The sequence below is a fragment of the Mucilaginibacter aurantiaciroseus genome, assembly GCF_024055595.1.
In the GTDB taxonomy this organism is placed as follows: Bacteria; Bacteroidota; Bacteroidia; order Sphingobacteriales; family Sphingobacteriaceae; genus Mucilaginibacter; species Mucilaginibacter aurantiaciroseus.
In genome coordinates, this window is sequence record NZ_JAMXOF010000002.1 from 909,655 (window position 1) to 929,915 (window position 20,261).

Genomic DNA, 20,261 nt, shown 5'->3' on the forward strand with positions numbered 1-20,261 from the left:
AAAAAAGCCCCAACCATTATCTGGTCAGGGCTGTTAATCATAAATATTGTCGCCTAATTACAAAGCGCTTAAAGCAGCTTTTAACTCGGTAACGGCAGGCGTTTTATCGGCCGCTCTTGCAAAAATATCTGCGGAAGCAGTAGCCTCGCCATAGTAAGCTTCATTAGCGCTTTTATTGATAGCGAGATTAGAACCGTTGATGCTGATACCGGCAAACAAACCTTTACTGCGCGAGTAAGAGTACACCTCGGCCTGTAATTTATAATCAGTGCTGGCGGTACTGCTGCGGCCAACCGGGCCTGCTGCTGCAGATACATCGCCACCAATGGTAAAGTCGCCGCTTTCTACCTTGGCTAAAACGCCTTTGTTGCGGAACACCAAAACCATATCAACCGATTGTACACCTATTTGGAAACCAACACTGCCCCCGGTAAGGGTGATGAATACCGGGTCGCTCCATTTGCCGTTGGCCAGTTTAACCATAGCAACGCCTTGCCCGCGTTTGCCGCCAATACCAAAGCCTGCGTTGATCAGTTTCGGGATAATGACGATACCCTCATACTCGGCGATCAGTTCATGCGGGATGCTTTCCTTCATCTTACTAAACTCCTTAATAACCTTGGTAGCGTCGTTGATCTTCGCTACGCCTTTCTCGTCGGCAGGTTTGGCAGATGCCAGTATAAAAAATGCGCTTAACAGTAATGGTAAGCTAAAAAATTTTAATGTTTTCATTGTCGTATTTGTTGTGTATAAATGTTGTTATAACTCCAATTCAGAATAATTGTTGTAGATATTTATACGTAGCCGGTTTATATTTACATTCATCTGCACATTGCATATCTGCACATCTGCTTATTCGCCTTATCTTTGCCACAGCATGATCAAGCCCGGACAAGAGCAAATATTCGCGATAAATAACGAGGAAAGTTTTACAAAAACGGCCTTGCAGGTATTTCAATACCAGGCGGCGAATTGTGACGTTTACAAGGCGTTTATTGGTGGTTTAAAGGCGGATCCGGATGTAGTAAAATCCCTTGAAAATATCCCTTTTTTGCCCGTAGAATTTTTCAAGGCACACAATGTAGTGACCTCGGCGGAGCCCGTCGATGTGGTTTTCACCAGCTCTGGCACCACAGGGATGATCACCAGCAGCCACCATGTAACCGATGTAAGCTGGTATGTGGAAAGCTTTCGCCGGGCATTCCAATTGTTTTATGGCGATATAAAAAATTATACCGTATTGGCCTTATTACCAGCTTATTTGGAACGTGAAGGTTCATCACTCATTTATATGGCGCAGGATCTGATCACACAGTCGGATAACGCGGATAGCGGTTTTTACCTGTATAATCATGAAGAATTACATACTAAAATACTACAGCAGAATGCCTTAGGTAAACCAACCTTATTGATAGGTGTGACTTTCGCTTTATTGGATTTTATTGATACCTACAAGGTGGATTTCCCGAAACTTATCGTAATGGAAACCGGGGGCATGAAAGGCCGCCGCAAAGAAATGATCCGCGAGGAACTACATGCGTCGCTTTGCGCAGGTTTTGGTGTAAACGCTATCCATTCCGAGTACGGGATGACAGAACTTTTGTCCCAAGCTTACTCAAAAGGAGGGGGCATCTTCAATTGTCCGCCCTGGATGAAGATCATCACCCGCGATACCAATGACCCTTTTACGTTGGTTGGTACGGGCAAAACCGGCGGTGTAAATATCATCGACCTGGCTAATATCAATTCTTGCTCGTTTATAGCTACGCAGGATCTGGGGAGGGTTTATGAAGATAGTTCTTTTGAGGTATTGGGCCGCTTTGATAACTCAGATATCCGCGGTTGTAATTTGCTGATCGCCTAAATCTTAATTTAAAAAGGGTTGTATAAATATTCTTACTTTTGCCCCAATCAAGAACATCAATATCATGATAGATAAATTCTTACGCGACGAACAAGACCCCAAGGCCGTAGAAAAAGTATACAGCCGTTTGGTTGACCTGCTTACTACCGGCGAGGAAATCATATACATAGCAGTGCAGAAAAAGCCCATCGTAAACCTTTTTCCGGATTGTATTGCCATTACTAATAAACGCCTTTTTTTCTTTACACCGACAAACCTTGGCCTGTCTATTAAGTTTATTGATTTTGTATGGAAAGATATTATTGACGTTTATACTAAAGAAGAAATTATAGGCGCGGTGTTTAGTGCTAAAACTACCATCGGCACCGAAATGGGTGTAGATTACCTGCCCAAAGTACAGGCCCGTAAACTTTATCAATACGCCCAGGAACGTAAAGAAGCCGAACGCGAGGCCCGCCGCCTGCGCGAACTGGAAGAAAAACGTGCCGAATCGGGTTCGTTAAACATCGATCACGCATCACAGGTAGCCTTCCAGCCGGTAGCACAACAGTCTGTTGCTGTGCCTTCCCCGCCACCAGCACCCATTGCCCCGGTAGAAGAGCCAAAGAAAGACGAACTTACCGAAAAACTGAAAAGACTAAAAACCCTGTTCGAGAGTGGTTTGATCTCTCAGGAAGAATACAACCACAAGAAATTGGAGTTGCTAAGCGATTTTTAAGATAGTGATCAGAGGTGAGAGATTTATTCTACATTAATTAAAAAATAATTCTTCTTTCCTTTTTGTGCTACTAAATATTTGTTATTGATGAGTTTATCAATTCCGTAAATATCATCAGCAGTATTCACTTTTTCTTTGTTGATAGAAACACCGCCACCCTGTATCATTTTCTTGGCTTCGCCTTTTGATGGGAATACAGTAGTTTTCACAGCCAGCAGATCAGATACATTTATACCTGCTTCCAATTCGCTTTTAGCTATTGTAAAGTTTAGTACCCCGCTAAATATGGCTAAAAGCTCTTCGTCGTTCAGTTCGCTCAAAAACTCGATGCCGGTATTGCCAAACAAAAACTCGGTCGATTTAATAGCTTTCTCAAAACCGGCTTCATCATGCACGCGAAGAGTGATGTCTTTTGCGAGAGCTTTTTGTAGCACACGTGTATGTGGAGCTGCGTCATGCTCGGTTTGCATAGCTTCAATAATATCACGCTCAAACAAGGTAAAGATGCGGATGTAGGCCTTGGCGTCAACATCGGTTGTATTCAACCAAAACTGGTAAAACTGGTATGGCGATGTACGGGCAGGGTCAAGCCAAACCGTGCCGCTTTCTGTTTTGCCAAATTTGGTGCCATCTGCCTTTTTGATCAATTGCGTGGTTAAGGCAAAAGCCTCGCCCTGATCCTTACGGCGGATTAACTCTGTACCGGTAACAATGTTTCCCCATTGATCACTGCCCCCCATTTGCAATACGCAGTTGTTATGCTTCCACAGGTAATAAAAATCGTAGCCCTGTACCAACTGGTAAGTAAATTCGGTGAATGACATGCCGGTATCGCCCTCCAGGCGTTTCTTAACCGAATCTTTTGCCATCATATAATTAACGGTAAGATGCTTACCCACATCGCGGATAAAATCCAGGAAGGTAAAGTTCTTAAACCAGTCGTAATTATTAACCATTTGGGCACTGTTGTCGCCGCTGTTAAAATCAAGGAATTTCTCTAATTGCGCCTGTACCGATTTCAGATTGTAGTTCAGCACATCCTCGCTGAGTAAATTACGCTCGGCCGATTTGCCCGATGGATCGCCCACCATGCCGGTAGCACCGCCAACTAAAGCATAAGGCTTATGGCCCGCGCGCTGAAAGTGGATCAGCGTCATGATCTGGGTAAGGTGGCCCACATGCAACGAATCGGCAGTGGGGTCAAAACCTATATATCCCGAAGCCATACCTTTATTTAATACTTCTTCGGTGCCGGGCATAATATCGTGCAACATGCCTCTCCAGCGTAATTCTTCAACAAAATTCATATTATAAATGTGCAAATGTGCGAATGTACAAATATGCACATTAACAGGCATGTGCCAACTGATAAATTGAACATCTACATATTCGCACATTTGCATATTTGCACATCCTAACTCCTGTTAAAACAGAGTTATCAAACCGTCGTGATATTATAATATCTGTAGTTGGGCTTTACGCTTTAGCCCTATTTTTGTATTTTGTTCAAATACAACAGACGTACAAGCGCCTTTATGAATTTTTTATCGCACTATTATTTTGACCGGGGTACCATTAACTGCTACTTTATCTTGGGTATCGTATTGCCCGATCTTTTGAAAAATGCCGATAAATCCATTATTCTACACCCCGAGAAATTGATACATGCAGATCCAAAAGTTAATACCATTATTGAGGGCTGGAACAAGCACTTACTAGTTGACAAATACTTTCACTCAGCCGATTTTTTCCTTACCCATTCGCATGTGCTTAAAAATTTGCTGTCCCCTGTTATAACCAAATCTCCGGTTAAACCCTTCTTTTTGGGACATATCGCTATAGAATTGATTTTGGATAACCTGCTCATCACCACCAGCGAAATTACGGTAAGTGATTTTTATGACCATTTGGATAATTGCGAAGATGATGTTATCCGCAAGTTTTTGGTTTTTGCCGGGATGGATAATCCCGATGTATTCTTTAAATTTTATACCGAATTTAAGCGTAGTCGTTACCTTAATACCTATGTTAATATAGAGCAGATCACTTATGCCCTAAAGCGAATTTGTATGCGTGTTTGGCGTAACCCTTTTACGCCGCAGCAAGAGGCCGACATGACCACTATACTTTTAGATTACCGCCTTGGATTGATAGATAGCTTTATGAGTATTTATAATGAGATAGGGGACAAGCTAAATTCGCCGGAGGGATAAACCTTTATAAAGCCCGAGTTTAGAGTGTTATCTCTCAACTAATTAACGTACTTAGCTCATATCTGCGCCCAAGTCTTCACAAAAACTTAAACTTTTTAATAAAAGTGCTTAAAACTCAATAATTAACACTAAAAATATTTTTATCTGTAAAAAATATATCCGTACCTTTGCAATCCCAATTAAGTATTGGGAAAAAGGAGTAAAATTTATTAATGGCAAAAAAACAAGAAGCAGAAAAAGAATTAAAAGCTAAGGAAGCTGAACTGGGTACAGTTACGGCAACCGCAGAAAAAGAAACAATTGAATCAGAAGCTGATTCAATATCAATCGAAGAGATCAAATCTCAAATTGCAGCTGCACCTACACCAGATCAAGATTTCGACTGGGATGCAGATGACAAAAAATTTGGTAACTACAGCGATAGCGACCGCGAGCAGTTAGAAAAACTTTACGACGGAACATTCAGTTCTATCACTAAAGGCGAAATTATCTCGGGTATTGTTGTAAATATCAACAACAAAGATGTGGTATTAAACATCGGATTTAAATCTGACGGTTTGGTATCTGTTTCTGAGTTCCGTGATACACCAGACCTTAAGGTTGGTGATAGCGTTGAAGTATTTGTAGAATCACAGGAAGATGCTAATGGTCAGTTAGTATTGTCTCGTAAACGTGCAAAAACTCAAAAATCATGGGAGCGCATTAATTCGGCACTGGATAATGATGAGATCATCACCGGTTTTGTTAAGAGCAGAACTAAAGGTGGTTTAATTGTGGATATAATGGGTGTTGAAGCCTTTTTACCAGGTTCACAAATTGATATCAAACCTATCAGAGATTATGATATCTATGTGGGCAAAACAATGGAATTTAAAGTTGTTAAGATAAACCACGAATTCAAAAACGTTGTGGTATCGCACAAAGTGCTTATCGAAGACGATTTGGAAAACCAAAAAACAGAGATTGTGGCCAAACTTGAAAAAGGCCAGGTATTGGAAGGTACCGTTAAAAACATTACCGATTTTGGTGTATTTATTGACCTTGGTGGTGTTGACGGTTTACTACACATTACAGATATATCTTGGGGCCGTATCGAGCATCCGAGAGAAGTTCTTGCATTGGATCAGAAGATCAACGTTGTTGTTCTTGATTTTGATGACGAGAAAAAACGTATCGCTTTAGGTTTAAAACAACTTACCCCACACCCTTGGCAGTCGCTTAATACCGATTTAGTTATTGGTTCAAAGGTTAAAGGTAGAATTGTAACTGTTGCTGATTACGGCGCGTTCTTAGAAATTATCCCGGGTGTTGAAGGTTTGATCCACGTGTCAGAAATGTCATGGTCTCAAAACTTACGTAACCCTCAGGAATTCCTTAAAGTTGGCGACGAAGTTGAAGCACAGGTATTAACCTTAGACCGCGACGAGCGTAAAATGAGCTTAGGTATCAAACAATTGACTCCTGACCCATGGCAAAACGCTGGCGAGAAATACGCCATTAGCACTAAACACATCGCTACAGTAAAAAACATGACTAACTTTGGTGTGTTTGTTGAACTGGAAGATGGTATTGACGGCTTGATCCACATTTCTGACCTATCATGGTCTAAAAAAGTAAACCACCCTAACGAATTTACTAAGGTTGGCGAAAAATTAGACGTTATAGTTCTTGAGCTTGACATCGAAAACCGTAAATTAAGCTTAGGCCACAAACAGCTTGAAGAAAACCCTTGGGATACTTTTGAAACTATCTTCACTATCGATTCGATCCATGAAGGTACTGTTATTAAAGTAACTGATAAAGGGGCTATCGTAGCTTTACCATACGGTGTTGAAGGCTTCTGCCCAACAAAACACCTTGTAAGAGAAGACGGTAAATCTGTAAAGGCTGAAGAAACCGCTGAATTTAAAATCATCGAGTTTAACAAAGAGAACAAACGTATCGTTATTTCACACTCACGTATCTGGGAAGAAGCTCGTACTGATGCCCGTGTTCAGGAGTTCGAAAACCGTAAAAAAGAAGCAAAATCTGCTAACAACGCGGTTAAGAAAGTGAAAGAATCAGTAGAGAAATCAACTTTAGGTGACCTTAGCGTTCTTGCTCAGTTAAAAGAGCAAATGGAAGGTGCAGAAAGCAAAGCGGCTAAAAAAGCCCCTGTTGCTCCTGTTGCTAAAAAAGTAGAACCGGAAGCTGAAGCTCCTGCTGCTGAAGAAACCGAAGAAGTTTAATCTTTAAAAGTTTACATACAAAAGCCTCCCGATTTATCGGGAGGCTTTTTTTGTGGATAGCTTTGTATTTGCGTTTTGATTTTCAAGTAATGTGTATTGGCTATTTTACAAATCAGCAAAAAAAATTACCTTTGCCCAAATCCACCCTTACGATGCAAAACTTAACGCTGCTCGACGGTCAAAAATTCCAAATCACTATTCAGCGTTTATGTCGTCAATTGATCGAAAATCACAACGATTTTTCAGGCTCTGTTTTAATTGGGATACAGCCACGCGGCATATACCTGGCTAAGCGCGTAGCCGACGAATTAAGAAAGATTTTACCGGACAGTAAAATAGAACAAGGCGATTTGGACATAACCTTTTACCGCGACGATTTTCGCCGCCAGGGTTCGCCGCTGGTGCCCAACCAAACCAAGATCGATTTTATAATCGAAGGCAAAAAGGTAATTATGATGGACGACGTTCTGTGGACAGGCCGCACCATCCGCGCCGCTATGGATGCCATGCAGGCATTTGGCAGGCCGGAGAAAGTGGAGCTGCTGGCACTGGTCGACAGAAGATACTCTCGACACATCCCGGTTTCTGCAGATTATGTAGGCATCGAGGTGGATTCCATAGCATCACAAAAAGTAGTAGTAAGCTGGAAGGAAACCGACGGCGAGGACAGGATTGTGTTGGTATCGGAGGCGAAGTGATTTTAGATTTACGATTTCAGATTTGAAGTCAACTTTTATAAAGAAAAAGCAAATTCGATTCCGATAGCTATCGGGACGACATTCGAAATAAAAATATGGCTCTTAGCACACGTCACCTATTAGGAATTAAAGATTTGAACCTCTCGGATATCGAACTGATATTTGAAACCGCCGATAATTTTAAAACGGTGCTGAACAGGCCGATCAAGAAAGTGCCTTCGCTGCGCGATGTTACTATCGCTAACATCTTCTTCGAGAACTCGACACGTACCCGCCTTTCTTTTGAACTGGCTGAAAAAAGGCTTTCTGCCGATGTGGTGAATTTTTCTGCATCTTCCTCATCAGTTAGCAAGGGCGAAACCCTGATAGATACTGTAAATAACATACTGGCCATGAAAGTGGATATGGTTGTAATGCGCCACCCTTACGCGGGTGCGGGCATCTTCCTGTCTAAACATGTAAAGGCCCAGATCGTAAATGCCGGTGATGGCGCGCATGAGCACCCTACACAGGCCCTGCTTGATGCCTTCTCTATCCGCGAACGTTATGGTGATGTAGCCGGTAAAAAAGTAGTGATAGTAGGGGATATCCTGCACTCGCGCGTGGCGCTGTCAAACATCCTTTGCCTTAAACAATTGGGTGCCGAGGTGATGGTTTGCGGCCCTACCACGCTGATCCCCAAATACATTGGCTCATTAGGCGTTAAGGTTGAGCACAACTTGATTAAAGCATTAAACTGGTGCGATGTAGCCAACATGCTGCGCATCCAGCTGGAGCGCCAGGATATAAAATATTTTCCGAGCCTGCGTGAATACACCATGATGTTTGGCCTAAACAAACAGATCTTGGACAGCCTTGATAAAGCGATAACCGTAATGCACCCCGGCCCTATAAACCGCGGCGTAGAAATTACCAGTGATGTAGCCGATAGCAAGCAATCAATCATCCTCGACCAGGTGGAGAACGGCGTAGCCATCCGTATGGCAGTACTATATTTATTGGCAGGGCAAACGCCATAATCTGTTTTTGTCATCCTGTGAGCGATAGCCAAGGATCTAATCTACAACCTACAAGTAGGCGACATGGCGATGATTAGATGCTTCTCTATCGCTCAGCAAATTTTTACCTTGTAAATGTTATTACTAATTAGGGCAAACCTATCTAATTCTTTAATATTCTCTCCGCTACTTGCAGCCCACTCGTCAAAGCCGCTTCAACAGTGCCCATGGCCGTGCCATCGTAAAGATATTCCCCGGTGAAAAAGATGGTGTCTTCAACAGGTCTATTTAATACCTTGCGTGCTTCGGGCGCATCAACGGTATCATAAGCGTAAGAGCCGCGGGTAAAAAGGTCTGCCGTCCAGTTCATGATGCGGTAGGCGACCAACTTGTTTTTCAATTCTTCAAAATCTATCTTAAAAATATTAGCTAACGATCGCAGGCCTTGTTCCAATACCTCGGTATCGGGCGTGTTGATCTTATCTGCCGCCGCGGGGCCGCCTATCCAGCCGGTTAGTACGGTGGAGTGCTCGGGTACCTGTGTCCACCAGGTTGGTATCTCTTCATCGCTGAACAGGTATCCCATTTTACCAACGTTTTTACCCGCCATCTGTTGCGTTTTTGCATCCAGCCAAAAAGCGTTATCAAACTCAAATAGTAGTTTTATAACCGAGCCAAAGCCCATTTGTTGTATGGCATTGCTATATTTAGGTATCGGCGGGTTAAAAGTTATTACGCCGCTTTCACCCTCGGCGGCTTTTAGCACGCCCAAAGGCATCGCTATCAATAATTGTCCGGCTTCGTAAACAGAGCCATCTTTTGTAATTGCTTTAACGCTGCCATTTTTCCATTCGATTGTCTTAACCACAGCGTTCAGGTAAATTTGCCCGCTTTTGCTTTTGCATTCGTTGCTTAAATAATTTATCATGCTGCAATAACCACCCTTAAGCCTGTGCTGGGCATCCATTTCTTCATGTTCCCATTCCTTGCGCAGGGCAAAGGCACTGGCATCGCGCGGGTCGGCAGTGTCATAACCGGATACATACGCCCATACCGAGCTGCGCAGCTCCTCATATTTATCCCCCGGGAATTGTTCATTCAAAAAATCCCAGATGTTGGTATCTTCCTTTAATTCGTCGAGGCGTTTAATGAGCAGGTCCCAGTCTTTGATCACCATGCTATTCTCCTCGAAATCCCCATTTTGATACCGCCACATTTCGGCATTGGCACTATGGTATTCAATGCCCGCTTCTTTTAATAAATTGATGGTAGTGGGCAGGTTGCCATGTACAAACTCGGCACCCAGTTCGGTGTTCTTAAAAACCAATTCGTCGCTTAACGTATGGATGCGGCCGCCCGTACGGTTACGCGCTTCCAACACCGTCACTTGCTTGCCTGCGCTGCTAAGGGTACGCGCAGCCATTAAACCGGCGGCCCCAGCCCCAATAATTAAAATGTTGTTTTTCATATACGATAGGTAACGCAATGTAAAAGTATTGGGTGGAAGATGCAAGAGAGCGTTTTGCTCAAGGCGATTTACTCATCCCACTACGCTTCGCTGGCGACCCTCTCTGCTTTGCAAAGAGGGTGACGGGAAAAGGAATAATATTCTAACCCTCTTTCCGCTTGCGGAGAGAGGGTGGTTGAGCGTAGCAATGACCGGGGTGAGTAAACTTCCTCGTGTAATTTCTATACCTACTTATCCATGTTTCTGCTATTTTAGCGAAACTATTATCGGCAAACATTTTACCCCATAGAGCATGAAACAATATTTTAAGGTTGACGAGTGGAAAATCATCGAAGAAGGGTTCGACCCATCATATAACAAGGTTGCTGAAAGCGTTTTTAGCCTGGGCAACGGACGCATGGGGCAGCGTGCCAATTTTGAGGAAGCCTACAGCGGCGAAACCTTGCAGGGAAACTATGTTGCCGGTGTTTACTATCCCGATAAAACCCGCGTGGGGTGGTGGAAGAACGGTTACCCCGAATACTTTGCCAAGGTTTTGAATGCTGCCAACTGGATAGGGATAGATGTTTGGATAGGCGACGAACAACTCGACCTGGCCAAATGGGAGGTGATTGATTTTAAGCGTGAGCTGAATATGCGCGAAGGGTATTTGCAGCGTAACACGCTGGTGAAAAGTCCCAAGGGTAAAGAAATAAGGATAGAGAGTACCCGCTTTTGCAGCATTGTAGATGATGAGGCCGGGGCTATCTCTTATACGGTAACTGCTATTAATTTTACAGGCGATATCAAACTCACCCCGTTTATCGATGGCGATATTATCAATGCAGATTCCAACTATGGCGAGAAGTTTTGGGAAGAGGTTAAGAAAGACGTAGGCAACGATACCGGCTTTGTGCAATTACGAACTAAAAAGACCGGCTTCGAGGTGGCAACCGCCATGAAAGTATTACTTAATCGGGGAGGTAAGCCTGAAGAGTTTTCATCAAAACCTATCCAAAAAGAAAAGTATATAGGAGCCGAAATAACTGTAAATGCAGTATCAGGGCAGCCGCTTACGCTTTACAAGTATGTAGTAAACCTTTCCTCACAAAATTATAAAGCCCAAGAGCTTGCTGATAAAGCAATTGCCCAGGTAACCCAAATCAGCCAAAAATACTTTGCTGTTATGCTGCTGGAGCAAGCAAATGCATGGGTCGAAAAATGGAAACACAACGATATTATTATAGAAGGCGATGCCGCCGCGCAGCAGGGCATCCGCTTCAACATATTTCAGCTTAACCAAACTTATACCGGTGAAGACGATCGCCTTAATATCGGCCCCAAAGGGTTTACTGGTGAAAAGTACGGCGGTTCTACCTATTGGGATACCGAGGCGTATTGTGTGCCATTCTATTTAGCGACAGCCGAGCAGAAAGTAGCACGCAACCTGCTGTTATATCGCTATAAGCAACTGGGAAAGGCTATAGACAATGCCAAACTATTAGGCTTTAAAGATGGCGCGGCGCTCTACCCAATGGTTACTATGGACGGCACCGAATGCCATAACGAGTGGGAGATAACCTTTGAAGAGATCCACCGTAACGGGGCAATTGCTTTTGCCATTTTTAATTATGTACGATATACGGGCGACGAAGCCTACCTCACCGATTATGGTTTAGAAGTTTTGATCGCTATTTCCCGCTTTTGGGCGCAGCGGATTACCTGGTCGGCCGAAAGGCAGCAGTACGTAATGCTGGGCGTAACCGGGCCAAACGAGTACGAAAATAACGTTAACAATAACTGGTACACCAGCACCATCGCGGTGTGGTGTTTAAAATATACCATCGAGGCAATTGGCAAGGTAAAAGAAGCAAATCAGGCTAAATACAAAGATTTGGTTACTAAAATAACTTTCCGCGAGGAGCAGGAATGCGAGAAATTTGCGGACATCATCGGCAAAATGTATTTTGGGCATGATGATAAGATTGGTATCTTTTTACAGCAGGACGGCTACCTGGACAAGGAACAAATTTTAGTAAAAGACTTACCCGCATCCGAACAGCCACTAGTAAAAAAATGGAGCTGGGACAGGATCCTGCGCTCGGTTTATATTAAGCAGGCAGATGTATTGCAGGGGCTGTATTTCTTCGAGGATAATTACGACATTGATACCATGCGCAGGAATTATGACTTCTATGAGCCGCGGACGGTGCATGAATCGTCGCTGTCGCCTTGCGTACACGCCATATTAGCCGCCAAGCTGGGCGATATTGACCGGGCTTACCAGTTTTACCTCCGCACCTCAAGGTTGGACATAGATGACTATAATGATGATACCGACGATGGCTGCCACATCACATCCATGGCAGGCACCTGGATGGCCGTAGTAGAAGGCTTTGGCGGGATGCGTGTTAAGGATGATGTTTTATCATTCAATCCGTTATTGCCGCATCAATGGAAGGCGTTTTCTTTCCAGGTTGGGTTTAGGGGCGCATTGCTGAATGTAAGGGTAAGTGCAGATGGGGTAACGGTTAAAAACTTGTCCGATAAAGAGATTTTAATAAAGATTTACGGAAGTGATACGCTTATTAAATCAAATTCAGAAAAACTAACGCCCGTTCAAGCGTCCACGCTTGAATGAAAGATGATGTAAGCGTCCAGGCTCACGAAAATACGGCAGCGTGGACGCTGCCAAAGCACTAAAGTCAAGCTTGGGCGCTTGACTTGGCGATAAAATTATTGTATAGATAAATCAAACACGGTCAACTAAATGCCCAACCATAAATTAATTATATACCAGTTGCTGCCGCGATTGTTTGGCAATAAAAATACCACCAATAAGTTTTACGGCTCGGTGGAAGAGAACGGCACCGGGAAGCTGAAGGATATTACCGACAAAGCCTTGGTGGAGATCAAAGCGATGGGTTTTAGTCACGTTTGGTATACGGGTGTTATCGAACATGCCACCATGACGAATTATTCCGCCCATGGGATCAAAACGGACGATCCGGATGTGGTTAAAGGTCGTGCGGGGTCGCCCTATGCCATCAAAGATTACTATGATATCGCTACCGACCTTGCAGATGATATAGAGTTCCGCATCTCGGAATTTAAAGAATTGATTGGTCGTTCGCATAAAAATGGATTAAAGGTTATTATCGACTTTGTGCCCAACCATGTTGCCCGTACCTATGCCTCAGATGTAAAGCCCGATGGCGTGGATGATTTTGGCGAGCATGATGACAACAGCATGCACTTTGCACCCGATAACGACTATTACTATATCCCCGGTCAGCCGTTTGTGGTGCCGGGCGGTTATAATCCCGGTGGTGATGAATTTACTTCGCTTTTAAAAGATGGTAAATTTGATGAGTTCCCGGCGAAAGCCACGGGGAATGATGTGTTCAACCCCGCGCCCTCCATAAACGATTGGTTCGAAACCATAAAACTAAACTATGGGATTTACTACCTTGATGGTAAAAAATCTTATTTCGACCATATCCCGCCGCTGTGGCATAAAATGCTGCATATTTTAACGTACTGGGGCTATATGGGCGTGGGTGGGTTCCGTTGCGATATGATAGAAATGGTGCCTGTAGAGTTTTGGGCATGGCTTATCCCTAAATTGAAAGAAAAATTCCCTGGGTTAGTATTCATTGGCGAAGCGTACGATAAAACCCAGTACAAAAACTATATCCACAATGGTGGTTTCGATTATTTATATGATAAGGTAGGGCTATACGATGCCGTTCGCCGATTAACCTGCGCCGAGCCGGGCGCATCAACCTGGGAAATAAACGCAGTATGGAACGACCATTGCCGCGGAATTGACGAGCATATGCTCCGCTTTATGGAAAACCACGATGAGCAGCGCATAGCCAGCAGAGATTTTGCAGGCGACGCCCATTACGGTATTCCCGGCATGATTGTAAGCGCTACGCTGGCAACCGGTCCGGTTATGATCTACAATGGGCAGGAGGTAGGCGAATCTGCCGCAGGTGCCATGGGTTTTAGCAGCGATGACGGCCGCACCACTATTTTTGATTACTGGGGCGTACCTGCACACCAGCAATGGATGAACAACGGCGCTTTTGATGGCGCAAACCTCACGTCGGCACAAAAAGAATTGCGCGGTTTTTACAGTAAGTTATTGAATGTGGTAAAAAATAGCGACGCGCTAAGCAACGGCGAGTTTTATGAGCTGATGATAGCCAACGAGCACCAGCCCGGTTTTGATACCATGCTGTATATTTTTCTGCGCTTTACAGCCACCCAAAAAGTACTGGTAATTGCCAACTTTAACCGTACCCAACGTGCCATTAATATCCAAATCCCTGTGGAATTGCTTACACAACTTGGCTTAGGCGGCGGGGCAAGTTTTACAGATCTGTTAAGCGGGAACACCTTTTCTACGGCTGATATCAATACAGGCATCCCCGTTGTAGTAGGGGCGAGCAGTGGTTTATTGCTAAATTTGTAATTCTGCTTTAAAATCTCGCGAGGGCAGCACTTTGGCGTAATTATGGCTTGAAATTTCAGGAAATAATCGTTTATTAGCTGTTAACAAAATTAATTAGCTGATACATTAATCTTGCTTTACAGGGCTTTTGCCGGTAAGGCCTATTGAAATAAATTGAATATGGCAGAAAATGTACCTGACCCAAACCCGGAACTGATAACGGCGAAATTGCTGCAGGTTGAGGATTTGATAGAAGAGGATGAAGAATTTCACCACTTAAATAACCCCGCCGATGGTATAAAGCCCATTGTTAAAAAATACCTGGGCATACCCAATCATGCTGAACAAGCAGGCAATAAAATATTTTTTACCGATGGAAATGCTAAGGTTGAGGTTACCATAGTAACCAGCGAGATTATCCGCGTACGCCTGGCGCCCCATAGCGTTTTCCTGGAAGAGTTTTCTTATGCGGTACCCGAGTTGCCTCAAAAAGCAGTCGAGTTTACTTTACTGGAGAACGAGCAGGAGTTTAGGGTATCAACCCCATCTGTAAACTGCCACATCCGTAAGCAGGATTTCTTTATCTCGTTTTCGGATAAGAACGACCATGTGACCAGCGCCGATGCGGTGCCAATGCACTGGGAGGAGAACACCCAGTTTGGCGGTTACTACGTGTTTTGTACCAAAACCTGCGAGCAGGACGAAAGCTTTTTCGGCCTTGGCGATAAGGCTACCGAGTTTAACCTGCGCGGAAAACGCTTAAAAAACTGGAACACCGATGCTTATTCGTTCGGTTTTAACCAAGATCCGCTTTACCGCTCTATCCCGTTCTACATCAGCGTGAGCGATAATATTGCTCACGGAATTTTCTTCGACAATACCTTTAAAGCACACTTCGACTTTGGTGCCGAAGACACAACCAAAACCAGCTTTTGGGCAGATGGCGGCGAGCTACAATACTACTACATCCACGGCCCGCACATGATGGACGTGGTGAAAAACTACCACCTGCTAACCGGTACACACCCAATGCCGCCACTTTGGGCCTTGGGTTATCACCAATGCCGTTGGAGCTACTATCCCGAAAATAAAGTAAGGGTGATCGCAAATGGTTTCCGCCAGAACAGGATCCCATGCGATGGTATTTATTTGGATATCGACTACATGGACGGCTATCGCTGTTTTACATGGAGCCCTAAATACTTCCCTAACCCCAAAAAAATGATAGCCGACCTGGCTGCCAACGGGTTTAAAACTGTTGTGATTATTGATCCGGGTATTCGTGTTGATGATAATTACTCGGTGTTTAAAGAAGGTAAAGAGAACAAATATTTCTGTCGCCGTTGCGACGATTACTTTATGGAAGGCCACGTTTGGCCGGGCCGATGCCAGTTTCCTGATTTTACCAACCCCGAGGTACGTGCCTGGTGGGGCGGTTTGTTTGACGAATTGGTTGAAGTAGGCGTTGCCGGTGTTTGGAACGATATGAATGAGCCTGCAGTATTTGGCTCGGGTACCTTTCCGGATGATGTACGTCACCAATACGATGGTTACCGCGGGTCGCACCGTAAGGCACACAACGTTTATGGTATGCAAATGGTACGCGCCACTTACGAAGGTTTGCGCAAGCAAATGAAAAATAAGCGCCCGTTCACCATTACCCGCGCGGGTTACTCGGGCGTTCAGCGCTATTCATCCGTTTGGACGGGCGATAACGTGGCATCGTGGGAGCACCTAAAATTGGGTAACATCCAGCTGCAAAGGTTGTCGGTATCTGGCATCTCTTTTTGCGGAACGGACATTGGCGGTTTTAGCGGCGAGCCGGATGGTGAACTGTTTACCCGCTGGATCCAGATGGGTACCTTCTCGCCGTTTATGCGTGCACACTCGGCAGGTGATACCAAAGAGCGTGAGCCATGGAGCTTTGGCGAACCGTTCACCTCCATTAACCGTAAATTTATAGAGCTGCGCTATAAGCTATTACCATACTTATACTCGGCGTTTTGGGAGCACCACCGTTATGGTTTCCCTATATTAAGGCCTGTGGTTATGCAGGAGCAGGAAGTTGCTTCTAACCATTTCCGCCAGGACGAATTTACTTATGGCGACAAGATCCTGATTTGCCCGGTATTGGAGCCTGGCCAAAAAAGCCGCAATGTATACCTGCCAAAAGGCAAATGGTACGATTTCTGGAGCCTGGAAATGGTTGACGGCGGCCGCGAGGTGAACGTATCAACGCCGCTTGACATTATACCGATCTTCGTTAAAGCAGGTTCGGTGATCCCGGAATATCCTGTAATGCAATACACCGGAGAAAAGGAAATTGAGGAAGTAAAACTGAATATCTACTACAGCGATTACGAAGTGAATTCGTTTTTGTTTGAAGATTACGGTGAAACTTTTGCTTATGAGCAGGATATTTATCTCGAGAAAAAATTTGTGGTGAATGGTGATTTAAAAAAGATGACCATCAAACAAAGTATGGAAGGTTTATACACTCCACGTTATGAGGGCTACCATATTAAGCTGAATGGCCTGCCGTTTAAGCCATCAAAAATTGTGGCCGATGGCAAAGAGATCCCAACTATTAATTCTAATCCTGATAAAACCTACGAGTTTAAGTTTAGTAAGAACTTTAAACAAATAGAGATCTTTAAATAGGTTTTTTAAATAGTTAACCACAAAGAACACTAAGTTTTTTGCACAAAGGTCAAAAGGATTTTCCCTTAACCAATGTTCAAGCTTTATGTACTTTGTGGTTTTTCTATGTGTACTTTGTGGTTGAAAAACTCAAATATTTCCTTAATAATAAATATCTGCTACTATTGTCTGTTCAATAATTATATATTTGATACATCAGGAGCATGCATCCTGTAAATCAACTAACCTACGCGCAACGTCGCTACCGTAACTATGGCAAAGCAAACAATTAAACCCGATGCTGCACAAACAGGGCATGTACCTGTAAATGCAAAAAAAGAAACTAAGCCTAAAGCCGTTACCAAAGAAACCACGTCGAAGACAGAAGAGATAAAGGCTCCTAAAAAGTCGGCTGTTGCCAAAACTACTGCCACCGTTAAAAAATCAAAACCACTTGAGATCATCGAGAACAACGAACTGAAATCGGTTGAAGCCTACAGCCGTTTTACTGACTTTGATATCGACCTGTTTAAATCGGGCAAGCACTTTAAGCTGTACGAGAAATTTGGTTCGCACGTGGTGGAGCATAAGGCCGTTGTGGGCACTTACTTTGCCGTGTGGGCGCCAAACGCGCAGTACGTAGCAGTAATAGGTAACTTTAACGGCTGGAACAAAGGTTCGCACTCGCTGAATTACCGTTGGGATGCATCAGGCATCTGGGAAGGTTTTATCCCAAACATCGGCGTTGGCGAAACCTATAAATATTACATCAAATCATCAACAGGGGAAGACCTGGAAAAAAGCGACCCGTTTGCCCTACGTTGGGAATTGCCTCCGCGTACCGCATCCATTGTTGCCGATACTTTTTACGAATGGAAAGACCAGGACTGGATGGCTAACCGCTACCAGTACACTGCTTTAGATAAACCATACTCGGTTTACGAAATGCACCTGGGCTCATGGGCACGCAGCCCCGAAAGTCCTGAAGAGTTTTTGAGCTATCGCCAACTGGCAGATACCTTGGTGCCTTACGTTAAGGAAATGGGCTTTACGCATGTAGAATTTATGCCTTTGATGGAGCATCCGTACTACCCAAGCTGGGGCTACCAGATCACCGGTTTTTTCGCGGCATCGTGCCGTTATGGTACACCGCAGGATCTGATGTTTCTGATAGAGAAATTCCACGAAGCCGGAATAGGCGTGATACTGGATTGGGTGCCTTCGCACTTCCCCGGCGATGCGCACGGCCTTTACAATTTTGATGGTACGCACCTTTACGAACACGCCGATCTGAAGAAAGGCTTCCACCCGGATTGGAAATCATACATATTTAACTACGGGCGTAATGAAGTTCGCGCATTTTTAATAAGCAACGCCCTGTTTTGGCTGGAGCGATACCACATAGATGGTTTGCGTGTGGATGCCGTAGCATCTATGCTTTACCTGGACTACTCGCGTAACCACGGCGAATGGGACCCCAACGAATTTGGTGGTAATGAGAACCTGGAGGCCATATCTTTCCTGAAAGAATTTAACGCGACGGTTTACAGCAACTTCCCCGATGTGCAAACAATCGCGGAGGAATCTACTTCTTTTACAGGTGTTAGTCGCCCGGTTTATACCGGCGGGCTTGGCTTTGGGATGAAGTGGATGATGGGCTGGATGCACGATACACTGGATTATTTTGCGCACGATCCTATCCACCGCAAATACCACCAAAACCAGCTAACATTTAGTATGGTGTATGCCTTTACCGAGAACTTTATGCTACCATTCTCGCACGATGAGGTGGTTTATGGCAAAGGATCTATGCTGAACAAAATGCCTGGCGACGACTGGCAGAAGTTTGCTAACCTGCGTTTGTTATATAGTTTTATGTACACGCATCCCGGCACCAAGCTGCTATTTATGGGCAGCGAATTTGGACAGGTTGCCGAATGGAATTATCAAAAATCGTTAGACTGGCACTTGCTGGAGCATGCTAGCCATAACGGCATCAAAGAAGCCGTTAAAGCCATTAACAACCTTTATAAAAGCGAACCTGCACTGTATGAGAAAGCGTTCGACTGGAACGGTTTTGAGTGGATAGACGCCGCTAACATGGATGATTCTGTGATTGTGTACATGCGTAAAGGTGTTGACAGGGATAACGATTTGGTAATCGTACTGAACATGACCCCGGTTGTGCATCATGACTATCGGATAGGCGTACCGGCAGCAGGCCAATGGCAGGAAGTATTCAATTCAGATGCCGAAAGATTCTGGGGTACGGGTTTGATCAACTTCGACCCGATAACTACCGAAGAAAAATACTGGCACGGAAAAGATAATTCGATCATCGTAAAAACGCCGCCATTGGGTGCCGCTATATTTAAACGCGTTACCGCGCCTGCATCAACCGAAACAAAAAAATCTAAAAAGCTTAAATAATATGGCTGGTAAGTTTTTTTATTTATATCTAATAGGAGGCACCGTTGCCCTTGCCTTATTGGTTTACAGCATCATAGCCGCCTATCCGGATTTTAACCGCGGCGGCGCTTTTTTTTATGTGATCCCAACACTTTTACTTTATTATATGGCCTATAAAACATGGCATGTAAAGAATGACGGGGAGTTGATGTAGGCCTAAATCTAAAATAAAGTGGGTCATCTTGTCAAAAAGCGTGCACGAGGCTCTTGAATAGTGCTTCGAGAAGCTCGACATGACCATTTAGATGTGCTGATCAATAACGCGGGTATCCCCGGCAGCATCCCTCAGCTAGTCTTAGAAACCCCTGTAGAAACCTTTAAAGAAGTATATGAGGCTAATGTGATTGGTGTTGCCCGTGTAACAAAGGCATTTGTGCCATTGATGCAAAAGGCACCAAACCCAAGGATAGTGAACGATACATCAGACCTTGGTTCTCTTGGCCTACACACTGATAAGACCTGGAGGCATTTTGATGTTAAAACCGCGGCTTACGGCCCATCAAAAAGCGTATTATAAGTTGATTTTT

At 44.2% G+C, this 20,261-nt stretch carries 15 protein-coding genes; 12 read left to right on the forward strand and 3 right to left on the reverse strand.

Annotation, left to right across the window (positions count from 1 at the left end; genetic code table 11):
- Positions 1-57: 57 nt before the first annotated feature.
- Positions 58-732 (reverse strand): lipid-binding SYLF domain-containing protein, encoded by a 675-nt coding sequence (locus NAF17_RS12410; protein WP_252758310.1) that lies wholly within the window; start codon positions 730-732, stop codon positions 58-60.
- A gap of 145 nt (positions 733-877) precedes the next feature.
- Between NAF17_RS12410 and NAF17_RS12415 the strand changes: the two genes are divergently transcribed.
- Together NAF17_RS12415 and NAF17_RS12420 are read left to right on the forward strand one after the other, a co-directional pair.
- On the forward strand, positions 878-1,864 hold the full coding sequence (locus tag NAF17_RS12415) for a LuxE/PaaK family acyltransferase (RefSeq protein ID WP_252758311.1): 987 nt from the start codon (positions 878-880) through the stop codon (positions 1,862-1,864).
- A 64-nt stretch (positions 1,865-1,928) separates the two neighbouring features.
- Positions 1,929-2,582 carry a PH domain-containing protein gene (locus NAF17_RS12420; RefSeq protein WP_252758312.1) on the forward strand — a complete coding sequence of 218 codons (654 nt, stop codon included), beginning with the start codon at positions 1,929-1,931 and terminating at the stop codon, positions 2,580-2,582.
- A gap of 23 nt (positions 2,583-2,605) precedes the next feature.
- Here NAF17_RS12420 and tyrS read toward each other — a convergent pair whose 3' ends face one another.
- Entirely contained in the window at positions 2,606-3,889 is a 1,284-nt protein-coding gene (gene tyrS / locus NAF17_RS12425; RefSeq protein WP_252758313.1) for a tyrosine--tRNA ligase, read from the reverse strand.
- Between the two features lie 228 nt (positions 3,890-4,117).
- Between tyrS and NAF17_RS12430 the strand changes: the two genes are divergently transcribed.
- From NAF17_RS12430 to NAF17_RS12445, 4 genes are all read left to right on the forward strand, one after another.
- Entirely contained in the window at positions 4,118-4,795 is a 678-nt protein-coding gene (locus tag NAF17_RS12430) for a hypothetical protein (RefSeq protein ID WP_252758314.1), read from the forward strand.
- 212 nt (positions 4,796-5,007) lie between these two features.
- Entirely contained in the window at positions 5,008-7,023 is a 2,016-nt protein-coding gene (gene rpsA, locus NAF17_RS12435; protein WP_252758315.1) for a 30S ribosomal protein S1, read from the forward strand.
- A 152-nt stretch (positions 7,024-7,175) separates the two neighbouring features.
- Positions 7,176-7,721, forward strand: a complete 546-nt coding sequence (gene pyrR / locus NAF17_RS12440; protein WP_252758316.1) for a bifunctional pyr operon transcriptional regulator/uracil phosphoribosyltransferase PyrR — start codon at positions 7,176-7,178, stop codon at positions 7,719-7,721.
- 95 nt (positions 7,722-7,816) lie between these two features.
- The gene (locus NAF17_RS12445) at positions 7,817-8,740 is read left to right on the forward strand and encodes an aspartate carbamoyltransferase catalytic subunit (RefSeq protein ID WP_252758317.1); all 924 of its coding nucleotides are present in this window, start codon (positions 7,817-7,819) and stop codon (positions 8,738-8,740) included.
- 142 nt (positions 8,741-8,882) lie between these two features.
- Here NAF17_RS12445 and NAF17_RS12450 read toward each other — a convergent pair whose 3' ends face one another.
- Positions 8,883-10,187 carry a flavin monoamine oxidase family protein gene (locus NAF17_RS12450; RefSeq protein ID WP_252758318.1) on the reverse strand — a complete coding sequence of 435 codons (1,305 nt, stop codon included), beginning with the start codon at positions 10,185-10,187 and terminating at the stop codon, positions 8,883-8,885.
- Between the two features lie 292 nt (positions 10,188-10,479).
- On the opposite strand from NAF17_RS12450, the gene NAF17_RS12455 reads away from it, so the two are divergent.
- From NAF17_RS12455 to NAF17_RS12480, 6 genes are all read left to right on the forward strand, one after another.
- Complete coding sequence (locus NAF17_RS12455) at positions 10,480-12,807, forward strand: family 65 glycosyl hydrolase domain-containing protein (RefSeq protein WP_252758319.1); 2,328 nt, start codon at positions 10,480-10,482, stop codon at positions 12,805-12,807.
- A 129-nt stretch (positions 12,808-12,936) separates the two neighbouring features.
- Entirely contained in the window at positions 12,937-14,646 is a 1,710-nt protein-coding gene (locus NAF17_RS12460) for an alpha-amylase family protein (protein ID WP_252758320.1), read from the forward strand.
- Between the two features lie 159 nt (positions 14,647-14,805).
- Entirely contained in the window at positions 14,806-17,286 is a 2,481-nt protein-coding gene (locus tag NAF17_RS12465; RefSeq protein ID WP_252758321.1) for a glycoside hydrolase family 31 protein, read from the forward strand.
- Positions 17,287-17,538: 252 nt separating this feature from the next.
- A complete protein-coding gene (gene glgB, locus NAF17_RS12470; protein ID WP_252758322.1) occupies positions 17,539-19,695 on the forward strand; it encodes a 1,4-alpha-glucan branching protein GlgB in 2,157 nt (718 codons plus the stop codon).
- 1 nt (position 19,696) lies between these two features.
- Complete coding sequence (locus tag NAF17_RS12475) at positions 19,697-19,888, forward strand: hypothetical protein (RefSeq protein WP_252758323.1); 192 nt, start codon at positions 19,697-19,699, stop codon at positions 19,886-19,888.
- Positions 19,889-19,948: 60 nt separating this feature from the next.
- A complete protein-coding gene (locus tag NAF17_RS12480; protein WP_252758324.1) occupies positions 19,949-20,251 on the forward strand; it encodes an SDR family NAD(P)-dependent oxidoreductase in 303 nt (100 codons plus the stop codon).
- Positions 20,252-20,261: the final 10 nt, after the last annotated feature.